Genomic DNA, 19,905 nt, shown 5'->3' with positions numbered 1-19,905 from the left:
GCTGCCTACCCCAGATGGACCGCCGTACGCGTAGCGGCGGGACCACACAACGCTTGAGCGCGGGTCTGCCATGGCCCCGCGAGCGAAGAAGCGGGATGCCGATGTCATTCAGACCGCTACTTGGCGACGGACGGGTTCGGAGCCAGGACGAGAAGTCGGTGCCCATGCAAACCGCGTCATGGGTCAACTCCTCGATCGTCTTCGACAACCGGCGGTGGGCGTGCCGAGAGGCGGAACTCCGCTGGACAGCCCCTCACCATCTGGTCGTTCTGACCGAGGAAGGCGGAACTTCCCATACATCGATCCGGCACGAGGCAAAATCCTTGTATGACGGAATGGACCGTCCCGGAGCCCTCACCTTCGTCCCCGCGGACGCGGAGCGGCAGGGTTTCTATCGCGATGTAGACCTCTCCTATTCAGCCCTGTGGATCGATCCCGATGTCAGGCTTCCAGGATGCGAACGGCTTAGGAACCTGCCGATCCTGGTGAACAGGAAAGACGCGGTCATCGCCACGCTGCTGAGTTCGCTTCGCGACGAGATGGCACTCGGTCACAAGCCGGACACTGCCTATGTCGAGCATCTGGTTGTCCTCGTCAGCCTCCGTCTAGCCAACCTAAACAGGGAGCAACATCCGTCTGTACGTCACGGCTGTCTCAGCCGTCGCGCGTTTGGTCGAGTCCGGGATTACATCGACGCACGTGTGAATTCGGACATTTCGCTAAGCGAGCTGGCAGCCGTCGCGGACATGGCTGTCGACAGTTTTGCGCGCCGCTTCAAAGCGACGACCGGCCTTGCACCATATGCCTACGTGATCGAGGAACGTGTGCGGCGAGCCGAGGCGCTGCTGCGCGAAACGGGCTTGTCGATCGGTACCATTGCCTTTCGGGTCGGCTTTTCAAGCCAGAGCCATTTCACTACGACGTTCCGGCGTCTCAGGGGCATGACACCTCGTGCCTATCGGGTGAATTCTTCTCCCGAATTCTGATATTGCCGCCGATTTCTTGAAAGAAAGCGGCCGCCCGCACCCCCATCTCCAGGACGATGAGTGACAAACCCGACGTTTCGCCATCGGGGCAAGTTGCCGTCTTGCGTTCTTTTCATTGCGACGGGAGATCATGCATGGCCAAGACAGACAATAGGAAGGGGCCGACGCGTCGAACCGTGTTGGAGGGTGGCGTGGCGACCGGGCTGCTGCTGGCTGCCGGGATACCGGTCAGCGCCGAGCCTGCCGACACCGTCACTGCGGCGGCATCGGCCACGCCGGTACCGACGATGCCGATGTCGTTGCGGATCAACGCGAAGGATCTTGCCGTCGAGCTCGACCCGCGAACGACGCTGCTCGACGCCCTGCGCAACCATCTCGGCCTCACCGGCTCGAAGAAGGGCTGCGACCACGGCCAGTGCGGTGCATGCACGGTGCTCGTCGACGGGCGCCGGATCAATTCCTGCCTGACACTTGCTGCGATGCATGAAGACGACGAGATCACGACGATCGAGGGCCTTGCCGAGGGCGACCGGCTGCATCCGGTCCAGGCCGCCTTCATCGCCCGCGATGGTTTCCAGTGCGGCTACTGCACGCCGGGCCAGATCTGCTCCGCGGTCGGTATGCTGGGCGAGGCTGGGGCCGGCTGGCCGAGCCATGCGAGCGCCGACGTGGCGGTGGCTTCCGTCGCCCTCACCGATGCCGAGATCCGCGAGCGGATGAGCGGCAATATCTGCCGTTGTGCCGCCTATCCGAACATTGTCGCTGCAATCCGCGATGCGGCCGGGGAGGCATGAGCAATGCAGTCCTTCACCTATGAACGTGCGGCAAATGCCCAACAAGCGGCGGCCGCGGTTGCGGCCCGGCCGGACGCGAAGTTCATCAGCGGCGGCACCAACCTGCTCGACCTGATGAAGCTCGAGATCGAGCGGCCGGCGCATCTCGTCGACATCAGCCGGCTGCCGCTCGACCGGATCGAGGAGACGGCGGCAGGCGGGCTTCGGGTCGGTGCCCAGGTCCGCAACAGCGATCTCGCCGCCGACCCGCTTGTGAGGTCACGCTACCCGATGCTCACGCAAGCGCTGCTGGCAGGAGCGTCTGGCCAGATACGCAACAAGGCCTCGACCAGCGGCAATCTGCTGCAGCGAACGCGCTGCCCGTATTTCTACGACCGTCACATGCCATGCAACAAGCGCGAGCCGGGTTCGGGCTGCGCGGCGCTTCAGGGCTTCAATCGCATGCACGCTATACTCGGCACCAGCGAAGCCTGCATCGCGGTCCATCCTTCGGACATGGCTGTCGCCATGTCGGGGCTCGACGCCAGCATCGAGACGGTCTCGCCGGACGGCGAGGTCCGGGGCATCCCGATCCGCGATTTCCATCGATTGCCCGGGACAATGCCCCACGTGGAAACCGTTCTCGACCATGGTGAAATGATCACCGCGGTTACCCTGCCGCCCCCGCCACCTGGCCGGCAAGTCTACCGCAAGGTGCGCGACCGTGCCTCCTACGCCTTCGCGTTGGTGTCGGTGGCGGCAATCGTCGAGAAAAGCGGCGATCGTATCCGAAGCGCTCGGATCGCCATGGGGGGCGTGGCAGCGAAGCCCTGGCGCGCGACGGAGACGGAGCGCGGGCTCGCAGGAGCGGCGGCGGCCGAGGGCGTCCTTAACGACGCGGCGGAGGCCGCGCTCGCCGGAGCGGTCGGGCATGGCGCCAATGACTTCAAGATCCCACTGGCGAAACGGACGGTGCGGCACACACTCGCTACTGCCATCAAAGGTGCATGAGGTGATGCGATGACAGAGACGACGACCTCCGGGACCCGCCCTCCAGAAACACGCAATGGCGTCATCGGACGCCCGATCGACCGCATCGACGGTCCGCTCAAAGTGACGGGCAATGCCACCTACGCCTACGAGAATGTGCTGGAAGGTACAGCCTATGGCTATGTTCTCGGTGCCGCGGTCGCTAAGGGGCGCATCGCCGAGATCGACACGGCCGAAGCCGAACGGGCGCCGGCAGTGCTGCTCATTATGACGCACCGCAATGCGCCAGCCCAGCCGGAATTCGGCCCGACGGTCACGCCGACGGTGCCGGAGGTCTTCACGCGCGCCCGGCCCGCGCTCAACAGCGATAGGGTGCGATATTACGACGAGCCCGTCGCGCTGGTCGTTGCGGAGACGTTCGAGGCGGCACGCGCTGCTGCGGGCCTCATCAGAGTACGCTACGACAAGGAGCCGGGCCTCTACGATTTAACGGGGCATAAGGCCGACGCCTATGCACCAAAGCGGACAAATGCCGGGTTCGAGACCGACAGCGTGGTCGGCGACTTCGAGAGCGCCTTTACGACCGCCCCGGTCAAGATAGATACCACTTACCGGACGCCCTTCGAACATCACAATCCGATGGAGCCGCATGCGACGCTCGCCGCCTGGTCAGGCGACGATCTGACAATCCATACATCGGCGCAGACTCTCGCGAACTTCCGGGCAGGCGTCGCCAGCACGCTTCGCATGCCGCTCGAGCGTGTGCGCATCGTGAGCCCCTTTATCGGCGGAGGCTTCGGCTCCAAGTTGATTGCCCATGCCGATACGATCCTGGCCGCGCTTGCAGCGCAGGTCCTGCAGCGCCCCGTGAAGATCGCGCTGACGCGCCAACAGATGTTTGCCAATGCCGGTCACCGCGCAGAGATGATCCAACAGGTACGTCTCGGCGCGGACACCGACGGGCGGCTCACCGGGATGGCGCACGATGTCTGGTCCGCAACGTCCAGCTTCGAGGAGTACTGCGAACAAACGGCGGTTTTTGCGCGCTCGCTCTATGCCGCGCCGAACCGCCTCACCCGCCATCGCCTGGTTCCGATGGACATCAACCGCGGCGAATGGATGCGCTCGCCCGGCGAAGCGCCCGGCATGCTGGCTTTCGAATGCGCCATGGATGAGCTCGCCGAGCGGGTCGGCGTGGATCCGATCGAACTTAGGATCCGTAACGAACCGGCACAGGATCCCGAGCGGGAAGTGCCGTTCTCCACCCGCAATCTTGTCGCCTGCATGGAGGAAGGCGCCCGACGTTTCGGTTGGGAGCGGAGAAACCCGACGCCGGGCCGCACCCGAGAAGGTCGCAAGCTCATCGGCTGCGGCATGGCGGCGGCGATCCGTCCGAACTATATCGGCGCGGCGGCAGCGCGAGTGGCGATCGACCGGGACGGTCTGGTGACGGCGCGGCTCGACATGACCGATATTGGGACCGGCACCTATACGATCCTGACCCAGATCGCCGCCGAGAGCCTCGGCGTGCCGATCTCGTCCATCAAGATGGAACTCGGCGACAGCCGCTTCCCGCGCACCGCCGGCTCCGGCGGTTCCTGGGGCGCAGCGAGCGCGGGTTCGGCACTGCATGACGCGTGCAGCGTCCTTAAGGAACGGATCCTTGCCGCGGCGCATTCGAACGAAGCCTCACCGTTACGTGGCGCGAACGCCACCGAGGCAAGCTTTGCCAACAGCGAAGTCAGGATTGGCCAGCGGTCGGCGAGCCTGGCCGATCTCATCCGGATGACCGCTCCCGACGGTTTCGAGGCTGAAGGCTCCGTGGCCGCAGGCGCCACCACCCAGTCATACAAGGCCTTTTCGCAGCATTCCTATGGAGCGCATTTCGTCGAGGTCGCCGTCGATTGCGATACCGGTGAGATCCGCATGAGCCGGATGCTGGCTGTGATCGGCGCGGGCCGTATCCTCAATGCCAAGACCGCGCGTTCGCAAATCATCGGCGGCATGATCTGGGGGATCGGCGCGGCTTTGATGGAGCAGACGGTCCTCGACCCGCGCTACGGCCACTTCGTCAATCATGATCTTGCCGAGTATCATGTGCCGGTCAATGGCGACGTCCCCGCGATGGAGGTCGTCTTCCTTGAGCAGCATGACGACAAAGCCAATCCACTTGGCGCGAAGGGTCTCGGCGAACTCGGCGTCTGCGGTGCGGGGGCTGCCGTCGCCAACGCCATTTACAACGCGACCGGAGTGCGAGTGCGTGAATTTCCAATCACCTTGGACAAGGTGCTGCCGGCCTTGCCACTGATCGCCATTTGACAATGCAAATTGCCGCTCCTCCTTTTCCACTGGCGGACCAAGTTGGAACGGATGGCAATCTATCTCCGCACCATTGGCGACGACGGTGGTTGACAGCGTTATCCGGCCCTTCCATAAAACCCGCGTCAATGTTCTCAGGGCGGGGTGAAAGTCCCCACCGGCGGTAAGGGTTTCGGCCCAAGCCCGCGAGCGCCTCCCCGCAAACGGGAGGGTCAGCAGATCCGGTGCAATTCCGGAGCCGACGGTTACAGTCCGGATGGAAGAGAACGTACGCAAGGACGGTCCGCGCATGCGGGCCGGGTTTTGCGTCGTGCGTCCTGATTCTGGTTCGAAACGGAAGGAAGGACCCATGAATCAGCATTCCCCAAAAGACTATGAAACCCACCGCATCGCCGTCATTCGCGCGCGCTGGCATGCCGACATCGTCGACCAGTGCGTGGCGGCGTTCGAGGCGGAGCTTGCCGCGATTGGCGGCTTTGCCGTCGAGGTCTTCGACGTTCCGGGCGCCTATGAAATCCCGCTGCACGCCAAGACGCTCGCCGAGACCGGGCGCTATTCGGCGATCCTCGGCACCGCTTTCGTCGTTGATGGCGGCATCTACAGGCATGACTTCGTGGCAAGCGCCGTCATCGACGGCATGATGAATGTTCAGCTTGCGACCGGCGTGCCGGTGCTGTCGGCCGTTCTGACGCCGCACAACTACCACGAGAGCGCCGAGCATCACCGCTTCTTCCACGAGCATTTCAGGGTCAAAGGCAAGGAGGCGGCCAATGCCTGCGTGCAGATCCTGGCCGCGCGCGAACAGATCGCGGCCTAAAACCCCCTCGGGGTGGCGTGCCGGAACTAAACCGATTTGGATTTCAGGGCTGCAATGAGAATTGCAATGGCCGAGGCCGCAAGTGGTTGCGGTCGGGCGGAATTCCGGCCAGAAGCAGCGAGGCCGCCCGACGCCGGGCGGCCTTTTCAAACACGGGTTCGAACCAGATACGGGAGACTATTCGTTGGCTCGCATCACACTGAGACAATTGCTCGACCATGCCGCCGAACATGGCTATGGCGTGCCTGCCTTCAACATGAACAACATGGAACAGGGCCTCGCCATCATGGAGGCGGCCGAGGAGACCAAGTCGCCGGTCATCCTGCAGGCCAGCCGCGGGGCGCGCGCCTACGCCAATGACGTCGTGCTGGCCAAGCTGATCGACGCGCTGGTCGAGATCCATCCCGACATCCCGGTCTGCATGCATCTCGACCACGGCAACAATGAAGCGACCTGCGTCACCGCGATCCAATACGGCTTCACCTCGGTGATGATGGACGGCTCGCTGAAGGAAGACGGCAAGTCCCCGGCCGACTATGCCTATAATTCCGGCATCACGCGCCGCGTCGTCGACATGGCGCATTGGGGCGGCGTTTCGGTGGAAGGCGAGATCGGCGTGCTCGGCTCGCTGGAAAGCGGCGGCGGCGAGCAGGAAGACGGCCACGGCGTCGAAGGCGCGATCAGCCACGACCAGTTGCTGACCGATCCGGTGCAGGCGGTCGAGTTCGTCAAGGACACCCATGTCGATGCGCTGGCGGTCGCCATGGGCACCAGCCATGGCGCCTACAAATTCTCGCGCAAACCCGACGGCGCGGTGCTGGCGATGAACGTGATCGAGGAGATCCACCGTCGGCTGCCCAACATGCATCTCGTCATGCACGGCTCGTCCTCGGTGCCGGAGGAATTGCAGGAGATCATCAACAAATATGGCGGCCAGATGAAGCCGACCTGGGGGGTGCCCGTGGAGGAAATCCAGCGCGGCATCAAGCATGGCGTGCGCAAGATCAACATCGACACCGACAACCGCATGGCGCTGACCGGCGCCATCCGCAAGGTTCTGACCGAGAACCCGTCGGAGTTCGATCCGCGCAAATATCTGACGCCGGCCATGGCGGCGATGAGGGAGCTCTGCAAGGAGCGCTTCGAGCAGTTCGGCACCGCGGGCAACGCGCCGAAGATCAAGCCGATTCCCTTGGCGGATATGGCCAAGCGTTACAAATCGGGCAGTCTCGACCCGAAATTCGGCTGAGGCCATACCTCCCGCGACCGGCACGAAAACCGGTCGCGGGCAACCCGTCCCACCGAAACGCGGCGGAACTTCACGCCGACAAATTGGTTCTTGCTCAGAGACCTTCCGGGCCCGTTCAAAGGGAAGGAGCAAATCATGAGCAAGGATCGCGACAGCGAAGGGCCGGTCTTTTCCGGTCAGAATGCCCGTCAGGGCGAGATCATCCTGCATACGCGCGCGCAGCGCATCATCTTCATCGCAGGGCTGGTGGGCATCGTGGTGCTGGCGCTGCTGGTCAGCCTCGCCGCCCATTGATGACTATCCGCTGCGGATGGCTAAAGCGCGTCGCGCTGAAACGGATTCAGGCGACGCGCTTTACGTCCTTGTTTTGATGCATGTCGTTGTCCCAGAACCGCTGCACACTTCTGAGCGACATGCATTGGGGAGCCAAGGAACTATCCTTAGCCCGGTCAGTTGAACGTCTCAGACGCAATCGAGGCGCGGCTTTCCGCTCCGCGCTGGTAACCGATGTTTGAGCCGCTCTGCTGTGACATGCCGCTTCATCCGACCTGGCCGGATTTCGTCGCGCGGCTGCTGCTGACGCTACTGGCGGGTTTCGTTATTGGCTTGAACCGCGAGGCGCGCGGCCATTCGGCCGGGCTGCGGACGACCATACTGGTCGGTTTGGCGGCCTGTGTGGCCATGGTTCAGGCCAACATGCTGCTCGACATCTCCGGGAAGGGACCGGATTCGTTCGTGCGCATGGATGTGATGCGGTTTCCGCTCGGCGTGCTAACCGGCGTCGGCTTCATCGGCGGCGGCGCCATACTGCGGCGCGGCGACCTTGTCACCGGCGTCACCACCGCCGCCACCATGTGGATCATGACGATGATCGGGCTGGCCTTCGGCGGCGGCCAGTTCGGTCTGGGCGCCATCGCGACAGTGCTGACCCTGGTGACATTGCAGGCGCTGAAATGGGTCGACCTCAAGATCCCGCGCGACCACACGGCGATCCTGTCGGTCGCATGGCCGAAGGCTTCGCCGCCCGACCTCCAGGCCATGGTGCGCCCACTCGGTTATACTTCGCGCTTCGTCGGCATGGAACACGACACCGACCGTGAACGCTTTGTGTTTTCCTTCATGGTCCAATGGAAGCAGCCGGACGCGAACGCGCCTTCAACCGACGTGCTGGCGCTGGTCGGCGAGCATTGCGAAGTCGAGCGGTTCGAAGTGATCGGTGAAAAGCCGTCCTGAGCCGATCAAGACGTGCCGGCCAACTCCGCTCCGCCGAGATAAAGCCGATGCAGCTCGTCCGGCGATTGCCGCAGCTTCGCGCAGTCGCCGTCATAGACGATGCGGCCGCGGCGCATGACATAGGCGCGGTTGCCGATCGACAGCGCAAGTGCTGCGAACTGCTCTACCAGCACGACCGCCAAACCGTCGTCGGCGAGCTTGCGCACGGCCGCCATCAGGCGCGTGACGATGACCGGGGCGAGACCGGCCGACATCTCGTCGATCAGCAGCACCTTCGGCCGGGTAAGCAGCGACCGCGCGATCACCAGCATCTGCTGCTCGCCGCCGGACAGCAGGCTCGCCTTCACGTGGCGGCGCTGCACCAGCTCGGGAAACAGCGCATAGGCTTCCGCGATATCGGCGCCAGCATGCAGGCTGACGCGCAAATTCTCCTCCGTTGTCAGCTGGCGAAAAACCGTGCGGCCCTGCTCGACATGGGCGAGGCCTTCGCGCGAGCGGGCGCCTGGCCGGGCCTTCTGCAGCTCACGGCCGTCGACCGCGATGGTGCCGCCGGCGACCGGGATGATGCCCGACAGGCCTTCGAGCAGCGTCGTCTTGCCGGCGCCATTGGCGCCGAGCACTACGCTGATTGCGGCGCTCTCGGCGACGAGATCGACCGAGGTGACGACAGGCAGCTCGGCGCGATTGATCGACAGGTTGGAAACGACGAACCTGCTCATGCCGCCACGCTCTCTTCCTCGATGCCGAGATAGGCTTTCTTCACCGCGCGCTCGCTGAGCACCCTGGCCGGCGGACCGGCGGCGATGACCTGGCCGAAATCGAGCACAGTGACCTCCGAGCAGACCGCCCGCACCAAGTCCATGTCGTGCTCGACGAGCAGCACCGCGGAACCGAACAGTTTCGGGATTTCGGCGATGCGCTGGCCGAGCCGCAGCGTCTCCTCATGCGACTGGCCAGCGGCTGGCTCGTCGAGCAGCACCACGGCGGGCCGGGCGGCGACGACACCCGCGACATCGAGCAGCCGCCTGGTGCCGGCATCGACCGAAGCCATCAGCGTATCGGGGTGCGGACAGTCCAGCCAATCGAGCACCGCCTTGGTCTCGCCTGCCGACAGGCCCTTGGCCGCGAGCGCCAGATAGCCGCCGACGGTCAGCTCCGGCGCGATGCGGTTGGTCTGCCAGGTGCGGCGCACGCCCACGCGGGCGCGCTGATGCGCCGGCACGCCTTCGAGCGGCTTGTTACCCAGCCGGACACTGCCCTGATAGGACGACAGGAATCCGGCGACGGCGTCGATGAAGGTCGATTTGCCGGCGCCGTTCGGACCGATCAGCCCAGCAACGGTCCCCGCCGCGACCTTCAGGCTGACATTGTTCAACGCAACGACGCTGCCATAGCGGACGGTGAGCCCCTCGATGGTCAGCGCGGGACCCGCTGTGCGCTCAACCGCCTTCGGCAGGTTCTGACCGGTAGCATCGCCGGCCTTCGGCGCGGGCGCCGGCAGCAGCTTGCGGAACTGGCGCCGGAATGTCTGGCTCATCGTCTCGCCGGACGCCAGCGCCTGGGTAGCGCCGATGGCGAAGAACACGTTGCCGATATCCTGCGGCCAATCCAGGCGGCGCAGAAGTTCGGGAAACATGACGACGAGCAGGCCGCCGATGATCGCGCCCTCGGCAAAATGCGCGCCGGCCATCACCGACACGGCATAAAGCGAGAGCGACTGCATCATGCTGAAATTCTCGGCGACCAGCGTGCCGAGATAGCCGGCGAGCAGACCGCCCGAAATGCCCGCGACGAAGGCGCTGATGGCGAAGGCCGAGAGCTTGGCGGTGGCGATGCTGACGCCATGCGCGGCGGCGGCGCGTTCCGAGTGACGTACGGCCAGCCAGGAGGCGCCGAGGCGCGTGCGGCTGATGATCTCGAGCGCGACGGCAATCGCCACATAGAACAGCAGCACGAAGACGAAATAGCCTTCGTCGCTGTCGAACAGTTCCGGCCGCGGCACCTGCAGGAAGTCGGTCTGGCCGGGATAGGTCATGGTGGCCAGGATGGTGTCGAAGGCGGTGGCGAAGGACAGCGTGACGATGGCGAGATTGATACCGCGCAGCCTCAGCGCCGGCAGGCCGATGGCGACGCCGAACGGCACCGCCGCCAGGCCGCCGACCAGTATCCAGATGGGCAGGCCGCCGGGCGCTTCGGCAATGTTCAGGTAGCCAACCGTCCAGGCGCCGACGCCGGTGAACGACATCTGGCAAAGCGCGATCATGCCGGTGCGGCCGGCGACGAGACCAAGGCTCTGCAGCGCTACGCCGGTGATCAGCACCGAGGTGCCAAGGAACACCCAATAGGAAGGCAGCAGGCCGGCATAGGCGGCAGAGCCAGCGATGAGCGCCACGACGATGATGACGAGCGAGGCTCGAAGACTAGCGCGCTTCATCCCAACGGGCCTCCCGTTGCGACCACAGGAGGACGGCGAGCACCACCAGGAACGGAATGGCGCTGCGGTACTGGCTGATGGAGTCGATGGAGCTCGCCAGGCCCTCGACGATGCCGAGCGCAATGCCGCCGGCGAGCGTCCACCAGAAGCTGCGGAAGGCACCGACCAGCGCTGCCGCGAGCGCCGGCACCACCAGCAGGCTGAGCGTCATGAAATTCGGCGAGCGCTGCGGCGCGATGATCATCAGCGCGAAGGTGGTGAAGGCGCCTGTCATGCCCCACACCAGCAGCGACAGGAGCTGCACGCGCACGCCGAGCAACTCGGCCGCCATCGGCCTGTCGGCCAATGCGCGCAGATTGAGGCCGACCTTGGTGCGATTGAGGAAGAGGTCGGACAGGATGGTGAACAGCACCGCCAGTCCGATAGTGAGCACCGAGGCGATCGTCACCTCGACGCCGGCGAGGCGGAAGGCGGAACCCGGCAACAGCTCCGGCATGTTGTGCGGATGCTGGCCGCCTGTGAGGCGCAGTCCGACGGCCATCAGGCCGACAAGCAGCGCCACTGTCACCGCCGCCTTGGTCGAGGCGCCCGCCTCGCCGAACCACCTGGTCATGATGTAGCCGACTGCGACGCCGGTCAGCGTGCCCGCCGCGATCCCCGCCAGCACCGACGGCCAGATGGGAAAGCCAGCCTCGAACAGCGCGATCAGCACGAACGTTCCGGCGGTGCCAATCGCGGCTCCGGTGAAGTTCACCACCGCAACGAGCCGGTAGGTGAAGACGGCGCAGACGCCGAGAAGGGCATAGGTGCCTCCGGCCGTCAGTCCCGCCACTGCGGATGTGAGCAATGCGTTCATCAGATATCCCTGTCCGGAGGACAGCGCGGCAACAGCCGCGCCGTCCGGTTTAAGCGACCGTCACTTCGCCTGCGGCAGCATCACCCAGTCCGGCGTCTCGACCTTCCAGGCGCCGTTCTCGAGCTTCATCACCTTGGTGGCCTGCATCGGCGAATGCGTCTTGGCCTTGCCGAACACGTAAGGCGAGCCAGCCAGCGGGTTGGTGAGCGGCTGCATGTCGTGCAGCGCCTTGGCCACGCTTTCGCGCGTGACCTCGCCGTCTATCGAGGCGACCACCTTGAGGAACAACTCCGCGGCGAGGTAGCCGCCCTGCGAGAAGGCGGTGAGCGGCCGGTTCGCCTTCTGCATGTCGGCAATCCACTGCGCGTTGGCGGCCGAGCTCTTCTCGGTGTAGGGCTCCCACTCGGTGCCGACATAGATCGGCTGCTTGGTGTCGGCCAGCGCCTTGGCGACCTGCTCGGTGTAGCCGGGCGCCAGGAACAGCCAGTTGATGCCGGTGATCTTCTGCGCATCGACCGTCTTGATCAGCTGCACCACCTGGGGCTCGACCTGGTTGGTCAGCACCGCGTCGCAGCCGGCGTCGCGCGCCTTGATGACATAGGGCGTGAGGTCACCCTGGAAGGGCAGCGTCAGGTCGATCAAGTGGATCTTCTGAGCGCTGATCTTCTCCCAGTTCCCGATCGCCTTCTTGTAGGCCTCCTGCGTGCCGCCGATGATGATGAAGAAGGCGCAGAGCTTCTTCGTCTTCAGCTCATTGGTGGCGTAGTAGGCCATGGCCGTCGAGAGCGTGTAGGGGCCGACATTGACGGGCGCGACGTTGGGCGAGGAGAAGCAGGCGGCGTCGACGCCGAGACCCTGGACGGACAGGATCTTCTTGCGGCTGTAGGTAGCCGAGTTGACGGCGCAGTCGAGCAGGCTCGCCGAGCCGACCAGCGCCACCGCCTCCTTGTTGTCGATCAGGTCGCGCGCGGCTTGCGCGGCGACCGCCGGGTCGGCCTTGTCGTCGGCGATCGTGTAGTCGATCTTGCAGCCATTGATGCCGCCGGCGGCGTTCACCGCATCGAAGGCGGCCTGTGTCGCTTTCGGCACTTCCGAGAAATCGGCCGGGCCAGTGACGGTCGACACGGCGCCGACCTTGATCGCGCCGTCCTTGCAGGTTGGGCCGGCGGCGGAAGCCGTGCCGGCCATGGCGGCAAGCCCGATGCCGGCAAATGCCGCCGCGAGCAGTCTCAATTTCCAATGCATGTTCATGCTCCCATTTTTGTCACGCGTTTCGGTTTCAGGCAGCGGCGAGCGCCGGCGAAGCGATGCTGGCGGCGTCGATTGCCGCGAACTTCACCAGCGTGCGGGCGATGGTCTCGCGCTCGATGTTGCGGACGATGAACACCAGCCGGGTGCGGCGGTCCGCCGATGGCCAGCGGTCGAGCCGCGCCGGCGGATGAAAGACGTGCTGCACGCCATGCAGGACAAGCGGGCGTTCCGGCTCATCCGTGACATGCACCAGGCCCTTGAAGCGCAGCAGGTCCTCGCCCTTCAGCGCCGCGACATAGTCGAGCCAGCGGGCGAAGGCGCCCCACTCGACGGGCTCGTCGATAACGAAGCTGAAGGAGTGGATGCCGTGGTGGCGATGCGCATCGTGATCGTGATGATGGCAGTCTGGCCCGCAATCATGCTCATGATGCGCGGCCGCTTCGAGCCGCGCGGCTACATGGACAACGTCCGACGCGGCATCGGCGCGCGGGTTCGCCAGCAACTCAAGGTCCAGCTTGCCGTTGCGGGCAACGGTCTGCTCGACAGCCGGCGCGAGATGTTCAAGCCGGTGCCGCAGATCGTTCAACGCGTTGCCCGACACCAGGTCGGTCTTGGTGATCAGCAGATGGTCAGCAACGGCGACCTGCTTGGCGGCTTCCGGGTGACGGTCGAGAGTCGCCGCGCCATTCACCGCATCAACGGTAGTGACCACACTGCCGATGCGAAAGCGAGCCATGAGCTCGGCTTCGGCCATCAGCGTATGCAGGATCGGCGCTGGGTCGGCGAGACCGGTCGTTTCGATGATCGCGTGGGAGAGCGGTGGCGTTTCGCCGACTACGCTCCTGCGGGCGAGTTCCTTCAGCGTGGCGACCAGATCGCCGCGCACCGTGCAGCAGACGCAGCCATTGTCGAGAAGCGTGAACTGCTCCTCACTCGCCTCGATCAGCAGATGGTCGAGGCCGACGGCGCCGAACTCGTTGACGATGACGGCGGCGCCGGCAAACGAGGGCCGGCGCAGCAGACGGTTGAGCACCGTAGTCTTGCCGCTGCCGAGGAAGCCGGTGAGCACAGTTACCGGGACCCTCGCATCGCTTGAAGGATCAGGCGCGCTCATAGACTACCCTCCCCTCGAAATATGTCGTCAGCACCTTGGTATCGGCGAGGTCCTCGGCCCGCGTCTCCAGCACGTTGCGATCAAGCACGATGAGGTCGGCCGACTTGCCGATCTCGATCGAGCCGACAGTGTCGGCGAGGCCGATGGCTCGCGCCGAATTGATGGTGAATATCTCGAGCGCCGTGGCGACATCGATCGCCTGCTCCGGCCAAAGTGCGGCGCCGGGAAACGCGCCGCTCGGGTTGCGGCGCGTCACCAAGCCCTCGATGCCATCCCACGGATCGGGATTGGGCATGACCGGCCAGTCCGAACCGCCGGCAAGCAACGCACCGGCTGCGAGCAGATCCCTGTTCGGCCAGAAGCGCAGAGCGCGCGCCTCGCCCATCGTCTGCTTATGGCCCTCGAGGAAGCTCGTCGGATACCACAGGAACGGCGAGAGGTCGGCGACGACCCCAAGCTCGGCGAAGCGGGCGATGTCGTCCGGCGCGATGTAGCTCGCGTGCGCGATGTGATGCTTGAGCTTGGTCAGGCCGTTGAAGGAGCGCACGACGTCGATGGCGTCGAGCGCCTGGCTGACTGCGGCATCGCCGGCGCAGTGGATCTTCACGCCGAGGCCGAGCTTTTCGCATTTGCCGACCCAGCGGATCAGCTCCGGCACGGTGACGATGGTCGAGCCGCGGAAGCAGCAGCCGAGCACGGGGTCGTTGGTGTAGGGCTCGTGGAAGGCGGCAGTGCGAGCACCGGGCACGCCGTCGAGGAAGATCTTCACGAAATCCGGCTTGGCGTGGGCGCCGCGATACTGCTCGCGCAAGGCGATCAATTCGTCGCCGGCTATGCCGAACATGAAGGATGGCTCGACCGCCGGCATGGCCGAGACAGACCAGGCAGTGAGCTCGCCGCGATCGTCGAGGCCTTTCAGGGCCGCAAGGATCGGCTGCATGGCGGCGGCGTCGAGGAAAGCGGTGACGCCATAAGAATTCAGCGTCGCGATCGAGCGCGCCATCGCGGCGCGGTCCATCTCCTGCGTATAATGGCCGGATTGCGCGATGGTGCGCTCGACGATGCCGGCCGCGGATTCGATCATCATGCCGGTCAGCGCGCCGGTCGCCGGATCGCGGCCGATCGAGCCCTTCTGCGGATCTGGCGACGAAGCGGAAAGGCCGGCAAGACTCAATGCCTGCGAATTGACCCAGCGGTTGTGATAGGTGTCGTCACGCAGCATCACCGGCCGACCCTGGCTCACCCGGTCGAGCGCCGCCAGCGCTTCAAGCCGGTTGAGCTTCGGCAAAAGGTCGCTGCCCCACTGGCCGCCGATGATCCAGGATCCTTCCGGCGCCTTGGCCGCAGCCTCGCCGACGCGCGCGATCAGCGTCTCGAAGCTCGCCGTCGGCGGGAAGCGCAACTCGAAGAGCTCGGCCTGGCCGCCCATCATCAGATGCGCATGCACGTCGACGATCCCCGGCATCATCATCGCGCCCTCAAGGTCGACGACGCGGGTGGCAGCGCCTGTCAGCGCGGCGACATCGGCCGCCTCGCCGACGGTGACGATGCGTCCGCCCTTGACCGCAACGGCCGAGGCCCAGGGCCGCTTGCGGTCGAGCGTGTAGATGCGGCCATTGATGAAAACCAGGTCGGCACTTCTGTCGGGCATTCTCTCTCCTCCTCTCCCGTTGGCCGGCGCCCTCACGCCGCACAACGGGCAAAACTTCAAGTCACGTCACACCGCCCTGTTCTGTGTCGGCGCGCGGCCGCCGCCGTCTGCCACCAGCACCGCGCCGGTGACGAAGGACGCTTCGTCCGACGCAAGGAAAAGGCAGCAGGAGGCGATCTCTCGCGGTTCGGCGACACGGCGCAGCGCGATGCGATTGGTCAGCGCCTTGAATTCGTCGTCGGGCGTCGAGCCATTGGCGGCGGCCGCGACTTTCATCTCGTAGACGCTCATCGGTGTGCGCACCCATCCGGGCGCGACGGCGTTGGCGCGGATGCCGTCGGGGCCATGCGCGAAGGCGAGCGAGCGCGTGTAGGACACGAGCGCCGCCTTGCTTGCCGAATAGGCGGCGTTCTGGCCGCTGGCATTGAAGGCGCCGACCGAGGCGATGTTGACGATCGCGCCGCCGCGCGCCTTGAGCAGCGGCAATGCCGCGCGGCAGATCATCATGGCGCCGGTGACATTGACGGCAAAACTCTTCGCCCAGGTCTCGTCGCTCAGCGTTTCCGGCTCGTCGAGGATCATCACGCCGGCGGCGTTGACGACAATGTCGAGCCGGCCCTCGCAGGCATCGACGGCGCGGGCGATGTCCGCGGCATTGGTGATGTCGCCGCGCATCGCGGTGCCGCCGCTTGCCTTCGCGGCGTCCTCCAGCACGTCCCCGCCATGGCCAAAGGCGACGACCTTGGCACCGTGGCGGCCGAACAGTTCGGCGGTGGCCCGGCCCATGCCGGTGGCGGCACCCGTCACCAGGGCCGTGCGGCCTTCAAGGCGGCTCATGCGAGCCCCCAGTGCCGCTCGACGGCATAGCCGGTCTCCGGCACGGTGGAGCCGCCATCGACGACGATGGTCTGGCCCGTGGTGTATTTCGCCTGCTCGGAGGCGAGGTAGAGCATGGCATAGGCGATGTCGTCGGCCTCGCCGAGATGGCCCATGGGGATGAATTGGCCGAGCCGGTCCGCCACCTCCGGCTTGCTCATCGTGCCGCGCCCGGGCTTGGCGATGAAGCCGGGCTCGACGCCGTTGACGGTGATGCCGTCGCGCGCGAATTCGAAGGCAGCGCCGCGGATGAAGGCGTTGACGCCGGCCTTGGCCGCCGAATAGTGCGCGCCACCGGCCATCGCGACCCGCGCCGAGACCGACGAGGTGACAAGGATGCGGCCGAAGCCGTTGGCGCGCATCGCCGGGGCCGCCGCCTGCGCCAGCCAGAAGCAGGCTTTGAGGTTGACCGAAAGCGCCTCTTCCAGCTTGTCCTCGTCGAGCTCCTCGACCGGCGCCCAGGGGCAACCGCCAGCATTGTGAACGACGATGTCGAGCCGGCCGGATTGGCGCACGGCATCGCCGACGAGTGCGTGCAGCGTGGTACGATCCAGCCCGGCAAGCGCAACAGCGCGGGCGGAAAGGCCGCGCGCGGATAGCTCGGCGCCAAGCGCCTGCGCGACATCGAGCGTCCGATTGGCGATCATCACCGAGGCGCCAGCCTCGGCAAAGCGCGTGACGATGGCGGCGCCGATGCCGCGCCCGCCGCCGATCACCAGCGCCACCTTGCCCGTGAGGTCGAACGGCTTCGCCATCCTCAGACGACGCCCGCGCTGCGGACGAGTTCGACGAAGCGGCCGAAAACTTCGGTGTGGCGGTCGACATCGGCCGCCGAGGTTGCCGGGCACATCAGGAACATGGTGTGGAAGGGCGTCACCAAGATGCCTTCGTTCATGTAGAAGGCGTGCAAAAGCGTCTCGAGGTCGCCGCGCCGGCCGGCAATGACGTCGGCGCCGCTGCGCGGCGGGTTCGGCATGAACATGATCTCGGCGCGGGCGCCGACCTGCGTCACATGCCAGGGCAGGTTGTTAGCGCGGATGATGCCCCAGGCGGCTTCGGCAAGGCGCGTGGCGTTGGCGATCATCCGCTCGAAATTGGCCTGCGTCAGCACTTCTTCCAGCACCGCGCGCATGGTGGCGACGGAGAGCGCGTTGCCGGCCAGCGTGCCGCCGATGCCGAGATGCGCCGACTGGCGCACGCGGGGATTGACCATCGGCACGATCTTCCACAGCCGTTCGGCAATCGCCTGCGAGACGCCGAAGACGCCGGCCGGAATGCCGCCGGCGATCGCCTTGCCGGCGACCAGCATGTCCGGCTTCAGCCCGTGCAGCGCGGTGTAGCCGCCGGGGCCGCTGGAGATGGTGTGCGTCTCGTCGATGATCAGCACCGTGCCGGTGCGTCGGGTGATCTCGCGAAGTGCCGTGTGAAAACCCTCGGCGACCGGGATCATGCCGAAATTGGTCATCAGCGGCTCGGTCAAGACGCAGGCGACGTCGCCATGCGAAAGCGCCTCCTCCAGCGCCGCGACGTCATTGAACTCGACCACCCGAGACACGGCCGAATGGTCGACGCCGTTCGGGTGGATCATGTTGCGCATGCCGATCTTGCCGTCGCGGATCTCGACATGCGCCTCCTCGACGCCGCCGTGATAGCAGCCGGAAAAGACCAGCACCTTGGGGCGGCCGGTGATCATGCGCGCAATGCGGATGGCGCCGCGATTGGCGTCGGTGGCCGACGTGGTTAGCGTCCAGTAAGGCAGGCCGAAGCGGCGTGTAAGTTCGGCGCCGACCCAGAGGCTGTCCTCGGTGGGCAGCATCATGGTCGTGCCGTTCTGCAATTGGCGGAGCGCCGCACGCGTCACCGCCTCGGGCGCATGGCCGCACATGCCGCCCGTGTCGCCAAGCGCGAAGTCGACATAGTCGTGCCCGTCGATGTCGCTAATATGCGCGCCGCTGGCCGAAGCGGCATAGACCGGGAAGCCGCCGGCCCAGCGCCGCATCCAATGCGACGGCCCGCCATAGAGGAAGTGCTTCTTGCCCTCTTCCCAGGCCGCGGCCGAGCGCGGATGGATGTCGAGGAACCGCGCCTGCTCGCGGTCAAGCAGGTCTTCGATCGTTGCTGGTTGCAATGCAGTCTTGCTGGCGGCCGTCACGGCGCTGAACTCTCCCTGGCGCGCAAGTTCCGGGGCGCTGAACCGTTCCCAAGTCGGTTCACTATTTGAACCGACATTTTGTATGTTATAGACACACTGAAGGCAGGAATGACGCCTGTCAAGTTAATTCACATGCGAAGTATCTCGGAGAATGCGCTATGAGCACGGTGGGCAAGGCGGTGTCGTTGCTGGAGTTGTTCACGCTTCATGAGCCGGACATCGGGCTCTCCGACCTCGCCCGCCGCGCCGGCCTCGACAAGGCGACCGTGAGGCGCCTTTTGATGGCGCTCAGCGAGCACCGGCTGATCGAGCAGGAGCCGCGGAGCCGCCGCTATCGGTTGGGCGCCGGCCTGTCGCGGCTGGCCCGCATCCGCGATGCGCATTTTCCCTTCGTGCGCCTCGCGGCTCCCGTCATCCGCGAACTGTCGCTCGAGACCGGCGAGACGGTGCATCTGTCGGAGTTCAGCGCCGGCGCACTGCTGACGCTCCATGTCGAGCTGTCGGCCAAGGCAAACCGCGTCAATGTCGATGTCGGCCAGGTGCTGCCGCTGCACGGCACGGCGTCGGGCATCGCCTTCCTTGCCGCATCACGCCTGGAAGCGGTCAGCGCCTATCTCGAAAAGCCGCTGCCGGCCTTCACCTCGTTCACGATGACGCAGCCGGACGATCTGGTGAAAGCCATCGCGCTTGCCGCCTCGCGCGGCTATTCGCGCAGCGCCCAGGGCTATGAGGAAGGCGTGCACAGCATCGGCGCCGCGATCCTCGGCGCCGACGGCCAGCCGGTCGGCACGCTGGCGGTGGCCTCGCCTGTTTCGCGCATCGACGACGCGGTAGCGGGAAGCCAGGGCGAGGCGGCGGTCAAGGCGGCAAGGATGATCTCGGCGCGGCTGACCGGCGAGGCGTGAGACGCGCTACGTCGCTCGAAGCCGCTTGGCCCTGTTTTGGGCATTTTTAACCTACGCACTCGGCTTGTGAACATCGTTCATTTTTCTTCTTGAACGTCGTTCACGATGTGCTATTGTGCGCATTGTGAACAGTGTTCATGGAGAAGTGCCGACCTATCACGCAACCGTCGGCGAAGAGGAAAGGCCAACCCGGCCAATTGTATCCGGCCTGAAACAAGCCTTCGCCGAGCCACACTAAGCCTGAAACGAAAGGATCATATCGATGCCAGCCGACAACCATGCCCGCAAATATTCGAATG

Annotated in this window: 18 protein-coding genes and 1 riboswitch; of the genes, 9 read left to right on the top strand and 9 right to left on the bottom strand. The window is 65.4% G+C overall.

The annotated features are described in order from the left end of the window. Nucleotides 1–101 precede the first annotated feature (101 nt). From YU3_RS0101095 to YU3_RS0101060, 8 genes are all read left to right on the top strand, one after another. On the top strand, nucleotides 102–986 hold the full coding sequence (locus YU3_RS0101095) for an AraC family transcriptional regulator (RefSeq protein WP_027164492.1): 885 nt from the start codon (nucleotides 102–104) through the stop codon (nucleotides 984–986). Nucleotides 987–1,120: 134 nt separating this feature from the next. Continuing rightward, nucleotides 1,121–1,780: a 2Fe-2S iron-sulfur cluster-binding protein gene (locus YU3_RS0101090; protein WP_027164491.1), complete on the top strand. Its 660-nt coding sequence runs from the start codon at nucleotides 1,121–1,123 to the stop codon at nucleotides 1,778–1,780. A gap of 3 nt (nucleotides 1,781–1,783) precedes the next feature. Then, complete coding sequence (locus YU3_RS0101085) at nucleotides 1,784–2,770, top strand: xanthine dehydrogenase family protein subunit M (protein WP_027164490.1); 987 nt, start codon at nucleotides 1,784–1,786, stop codon at nucleotides 2,768–2,770. A gap of 9 nt (nucleotides 2,771–2,779) precedes the next feature. After that, complete coding sequence (locus YU3_RS0101080; protein WP_027164489.1) at nucleotides 2,780–5,068, top strand: xanthine dehydrogenase family protein molybdopterin-binding subunit; 2,289 nt, start codon at nucleotides 2,780–2,782, stop codon at nucleotides 5,066–5,068. Nucleotides 5,069–5,194: 126 nt separating this feature from the next. Next, nucleotides 5,195–5,340: riboswitch (FMN riboswitch) on the top strand. Between the two features lie 77 nt (nucleotides 5,341–5,417). Then, a complete protein-coding gene (locus YU3_RS0101075; RefSeq protein ID WP_027164488.1) occupies nucleotides 5,418–5,885 on the top strand; it encodes a 6,7-dimethyl-8-ribityllumazine synthase in 468 nt (155 codons plus the stop codon). Between the two features lie 184 nt (nucleotides 5,886–6,069). Further along, nucleotides 6,070–7,134: a class II fructose-bisphosphate aldolase gene (gene fba / locus YU3_RS0101070; RefSeq protein ID WP_027164487.1), complete on the top strand. Its 1,065-nt coding sequence runs from the start codon at nucleotides 6,070–6,072 to the stop codon at nucleotides 7,132–7,134. A 135-nt stretch (nucleotides 7,135–7,269) separates the two neighbouring features. After that, nucleotides 7,270–7,428 carry a hypothetical protein gene (locus YU3_RS0101065; RefSeq protein ID WP_027164486.1) on the top strand — a complete coding sequence of 53 codons (159 nt, stop codon included), beginning with the start codon at nucleotides 7,270–7,272 and terminating at the stop codon, nucleotides 7,426–7,428. A gap of 237 nt (nucleotides 7,429–7,665) precedes the next feature. Further along, on the top strand, nucleotides 7,666–8,367 hold the full coding sequence (locus YU3_RS0101060; protein WP_245273390.1) for an MgtC/SapB family protein: 702 nt from the start codon (nucleotides 7,666–7,668) through the stop codon (nucleotides 8,365–8,367). A gap of 5 nt (nucleotides 8,368–8,372) precedes the next feature. Here YU3_RS0101060 and YU3_RS0101055 read toward each other — a convergent pair whose 3' ends face one another. From YU3_RS0101055 to YU3_RS0101015, 9 genes are all read right to left on the bottom strand, one after another. Next, entirely contained in the window at nucleotides 8,373–9,086 is a 714-nt protein-coding gene (locus YU3_RS0101055; RefSeq protein ID WP_027164484.1) for an ABC transporter ATP-binding protein, read from the bottom strand. After that, complete coding sequence (locus tag YU3_RS0101050; RefSeq protein WP_027164483.1) at nucleotides 9,083–10,801, bottom strand: ATP-binding cassette domain-containing protein; 1,719 nt, start codon at nucleotides 10,799–10,801, stop codon at nucleotides 9,083–9,085. Before YU3_RS0101050 ends, YU3_RS0101055 begins: the two co-directional genes overlap by 4 nt. Beyond that, nucleotides 10,788–11,657, bottom strand: a complete 870-nt coding sequence (locus tag YU3_RS0101045; RefSeq protein ID WP_027164482.1) for a branched-chain amino acid ABC transporter permease — start codon at nucleotides 11,655–11,657, stop codon at nucleotides 10,788–10,790. Before YU3_RS0101045 ends, YU3_RS0101050 begins: the two co-directional genes overlap by 14 nt. A 60-nt stretch (nucleotides 11,658–11,717) precedes the next feature. Further along, a complete protein-coding gene (locus tag YU3_RS0101040) occupies nucleotides 11,718–12,902 on the bottom strand; it encodes an ABC transporter substrate-binding protein (RefSeq protein WP_245273389.1) in 1,185 nt (394 codons plus the stop codon). A gap of 34 nt (nucleotides 12,903–12,936) precedes the next feature. Further along, nucleotides 12,937–14,022 (bottom strand): GTP-binding protein, encoded by a 1,086-nt coding sequence (locus YU3_RS0101035; RefSeq protein WP_027164480.1) that lies wholly within the window; start codon nucleotides 14,020–14,022, stop codon nucleotides 12,937–12,939. Next, nucleotides 14,009–15,673, bottom strand: a complete 1,665-nt coding sequence (locus tag YU3_RS0101030) for an amidohydrolase (RefSeq protein ID WP_027164479.1) — start codon at nucleotides 15,671–15,673, stop codon at nucleotides 14,009–14,011. The genes YU3_RS0101035 and YU3_RS0101030 overlap by 14 nt, the downstream gene beginning before the upstream one ends. A gap of 66 nt (nucleotides 15,674–15,739) precedes the next feature. Then, nucleotides 15,740–16,510 (bottom strand): SDR family oxidoreductase, encoded by a 771-nt coding sequence (locus YU3_RS0101025; protein ID WP_027164478.1) that lies wholly within the window; start codon nucleotides 16,508–16,510, stop codon nucleotides 15,740–15,742. Next, on the bottom strand, nucleotides 16,507–17,304 hold the full coding sequence (locus tag YU3_RS0101020) for an SDR family oxidoreductase (RefSeq protein ID WP_036257623.1): 798 nt from the start codon (nucleotides 17,302–17,304) through the stop codon (nucleotides 16,507–16,509). The genes YU3_RS0101025 and YU3_RS0101020 overlap by 4 nt, the downstream gene beginning before the upstream one ends. A 2-nt stretch (nucleotides 17,305–17,306) precedes the next feature. Then, the gene (locus YU3_RS0101015; RefSeq protein ID WP_084507886.1) at nucleotides 17,307–18,701 is read right to left on the bottom strand and encodes a transaminase; all 1,395 of its coding nucleotides are present in this window, start codon (nucleotides 18,699–18,701) and stop codon (nucleotides 17,307–17,309) included. 158 nt (nucleotides 18,702–18,859) lie between these two features. On the opposite strand from YU3_RS0101015, the gene YU3_RS0101010 reads away from it, so the two are divergent. After that, entirely contained in the window at nucleotides 18,860–19,606 is a 747-nt protein-coding gene (locus YU3_RS0101010; RefSeq protein WP_027164475.1) for an IclR family transcriptional regulator, read from the top strand. The last annotated feature ends 299 nt before the right edge of the window (nucleotides 19,607–19,905 follow it).

This window comes from Mesorhizobium sp. WSM3224 (assembly GCF_000427725.1).
Taxonomy (GTDB): Bacteria; Pseudomonadota; Alphaproteobacteria; order Rhizobiales; family Rhizobiaceae; genus Mesorhizobium.
This window is presented reverse-complemented; position numbering and strand designations above follow the sequence as displayed.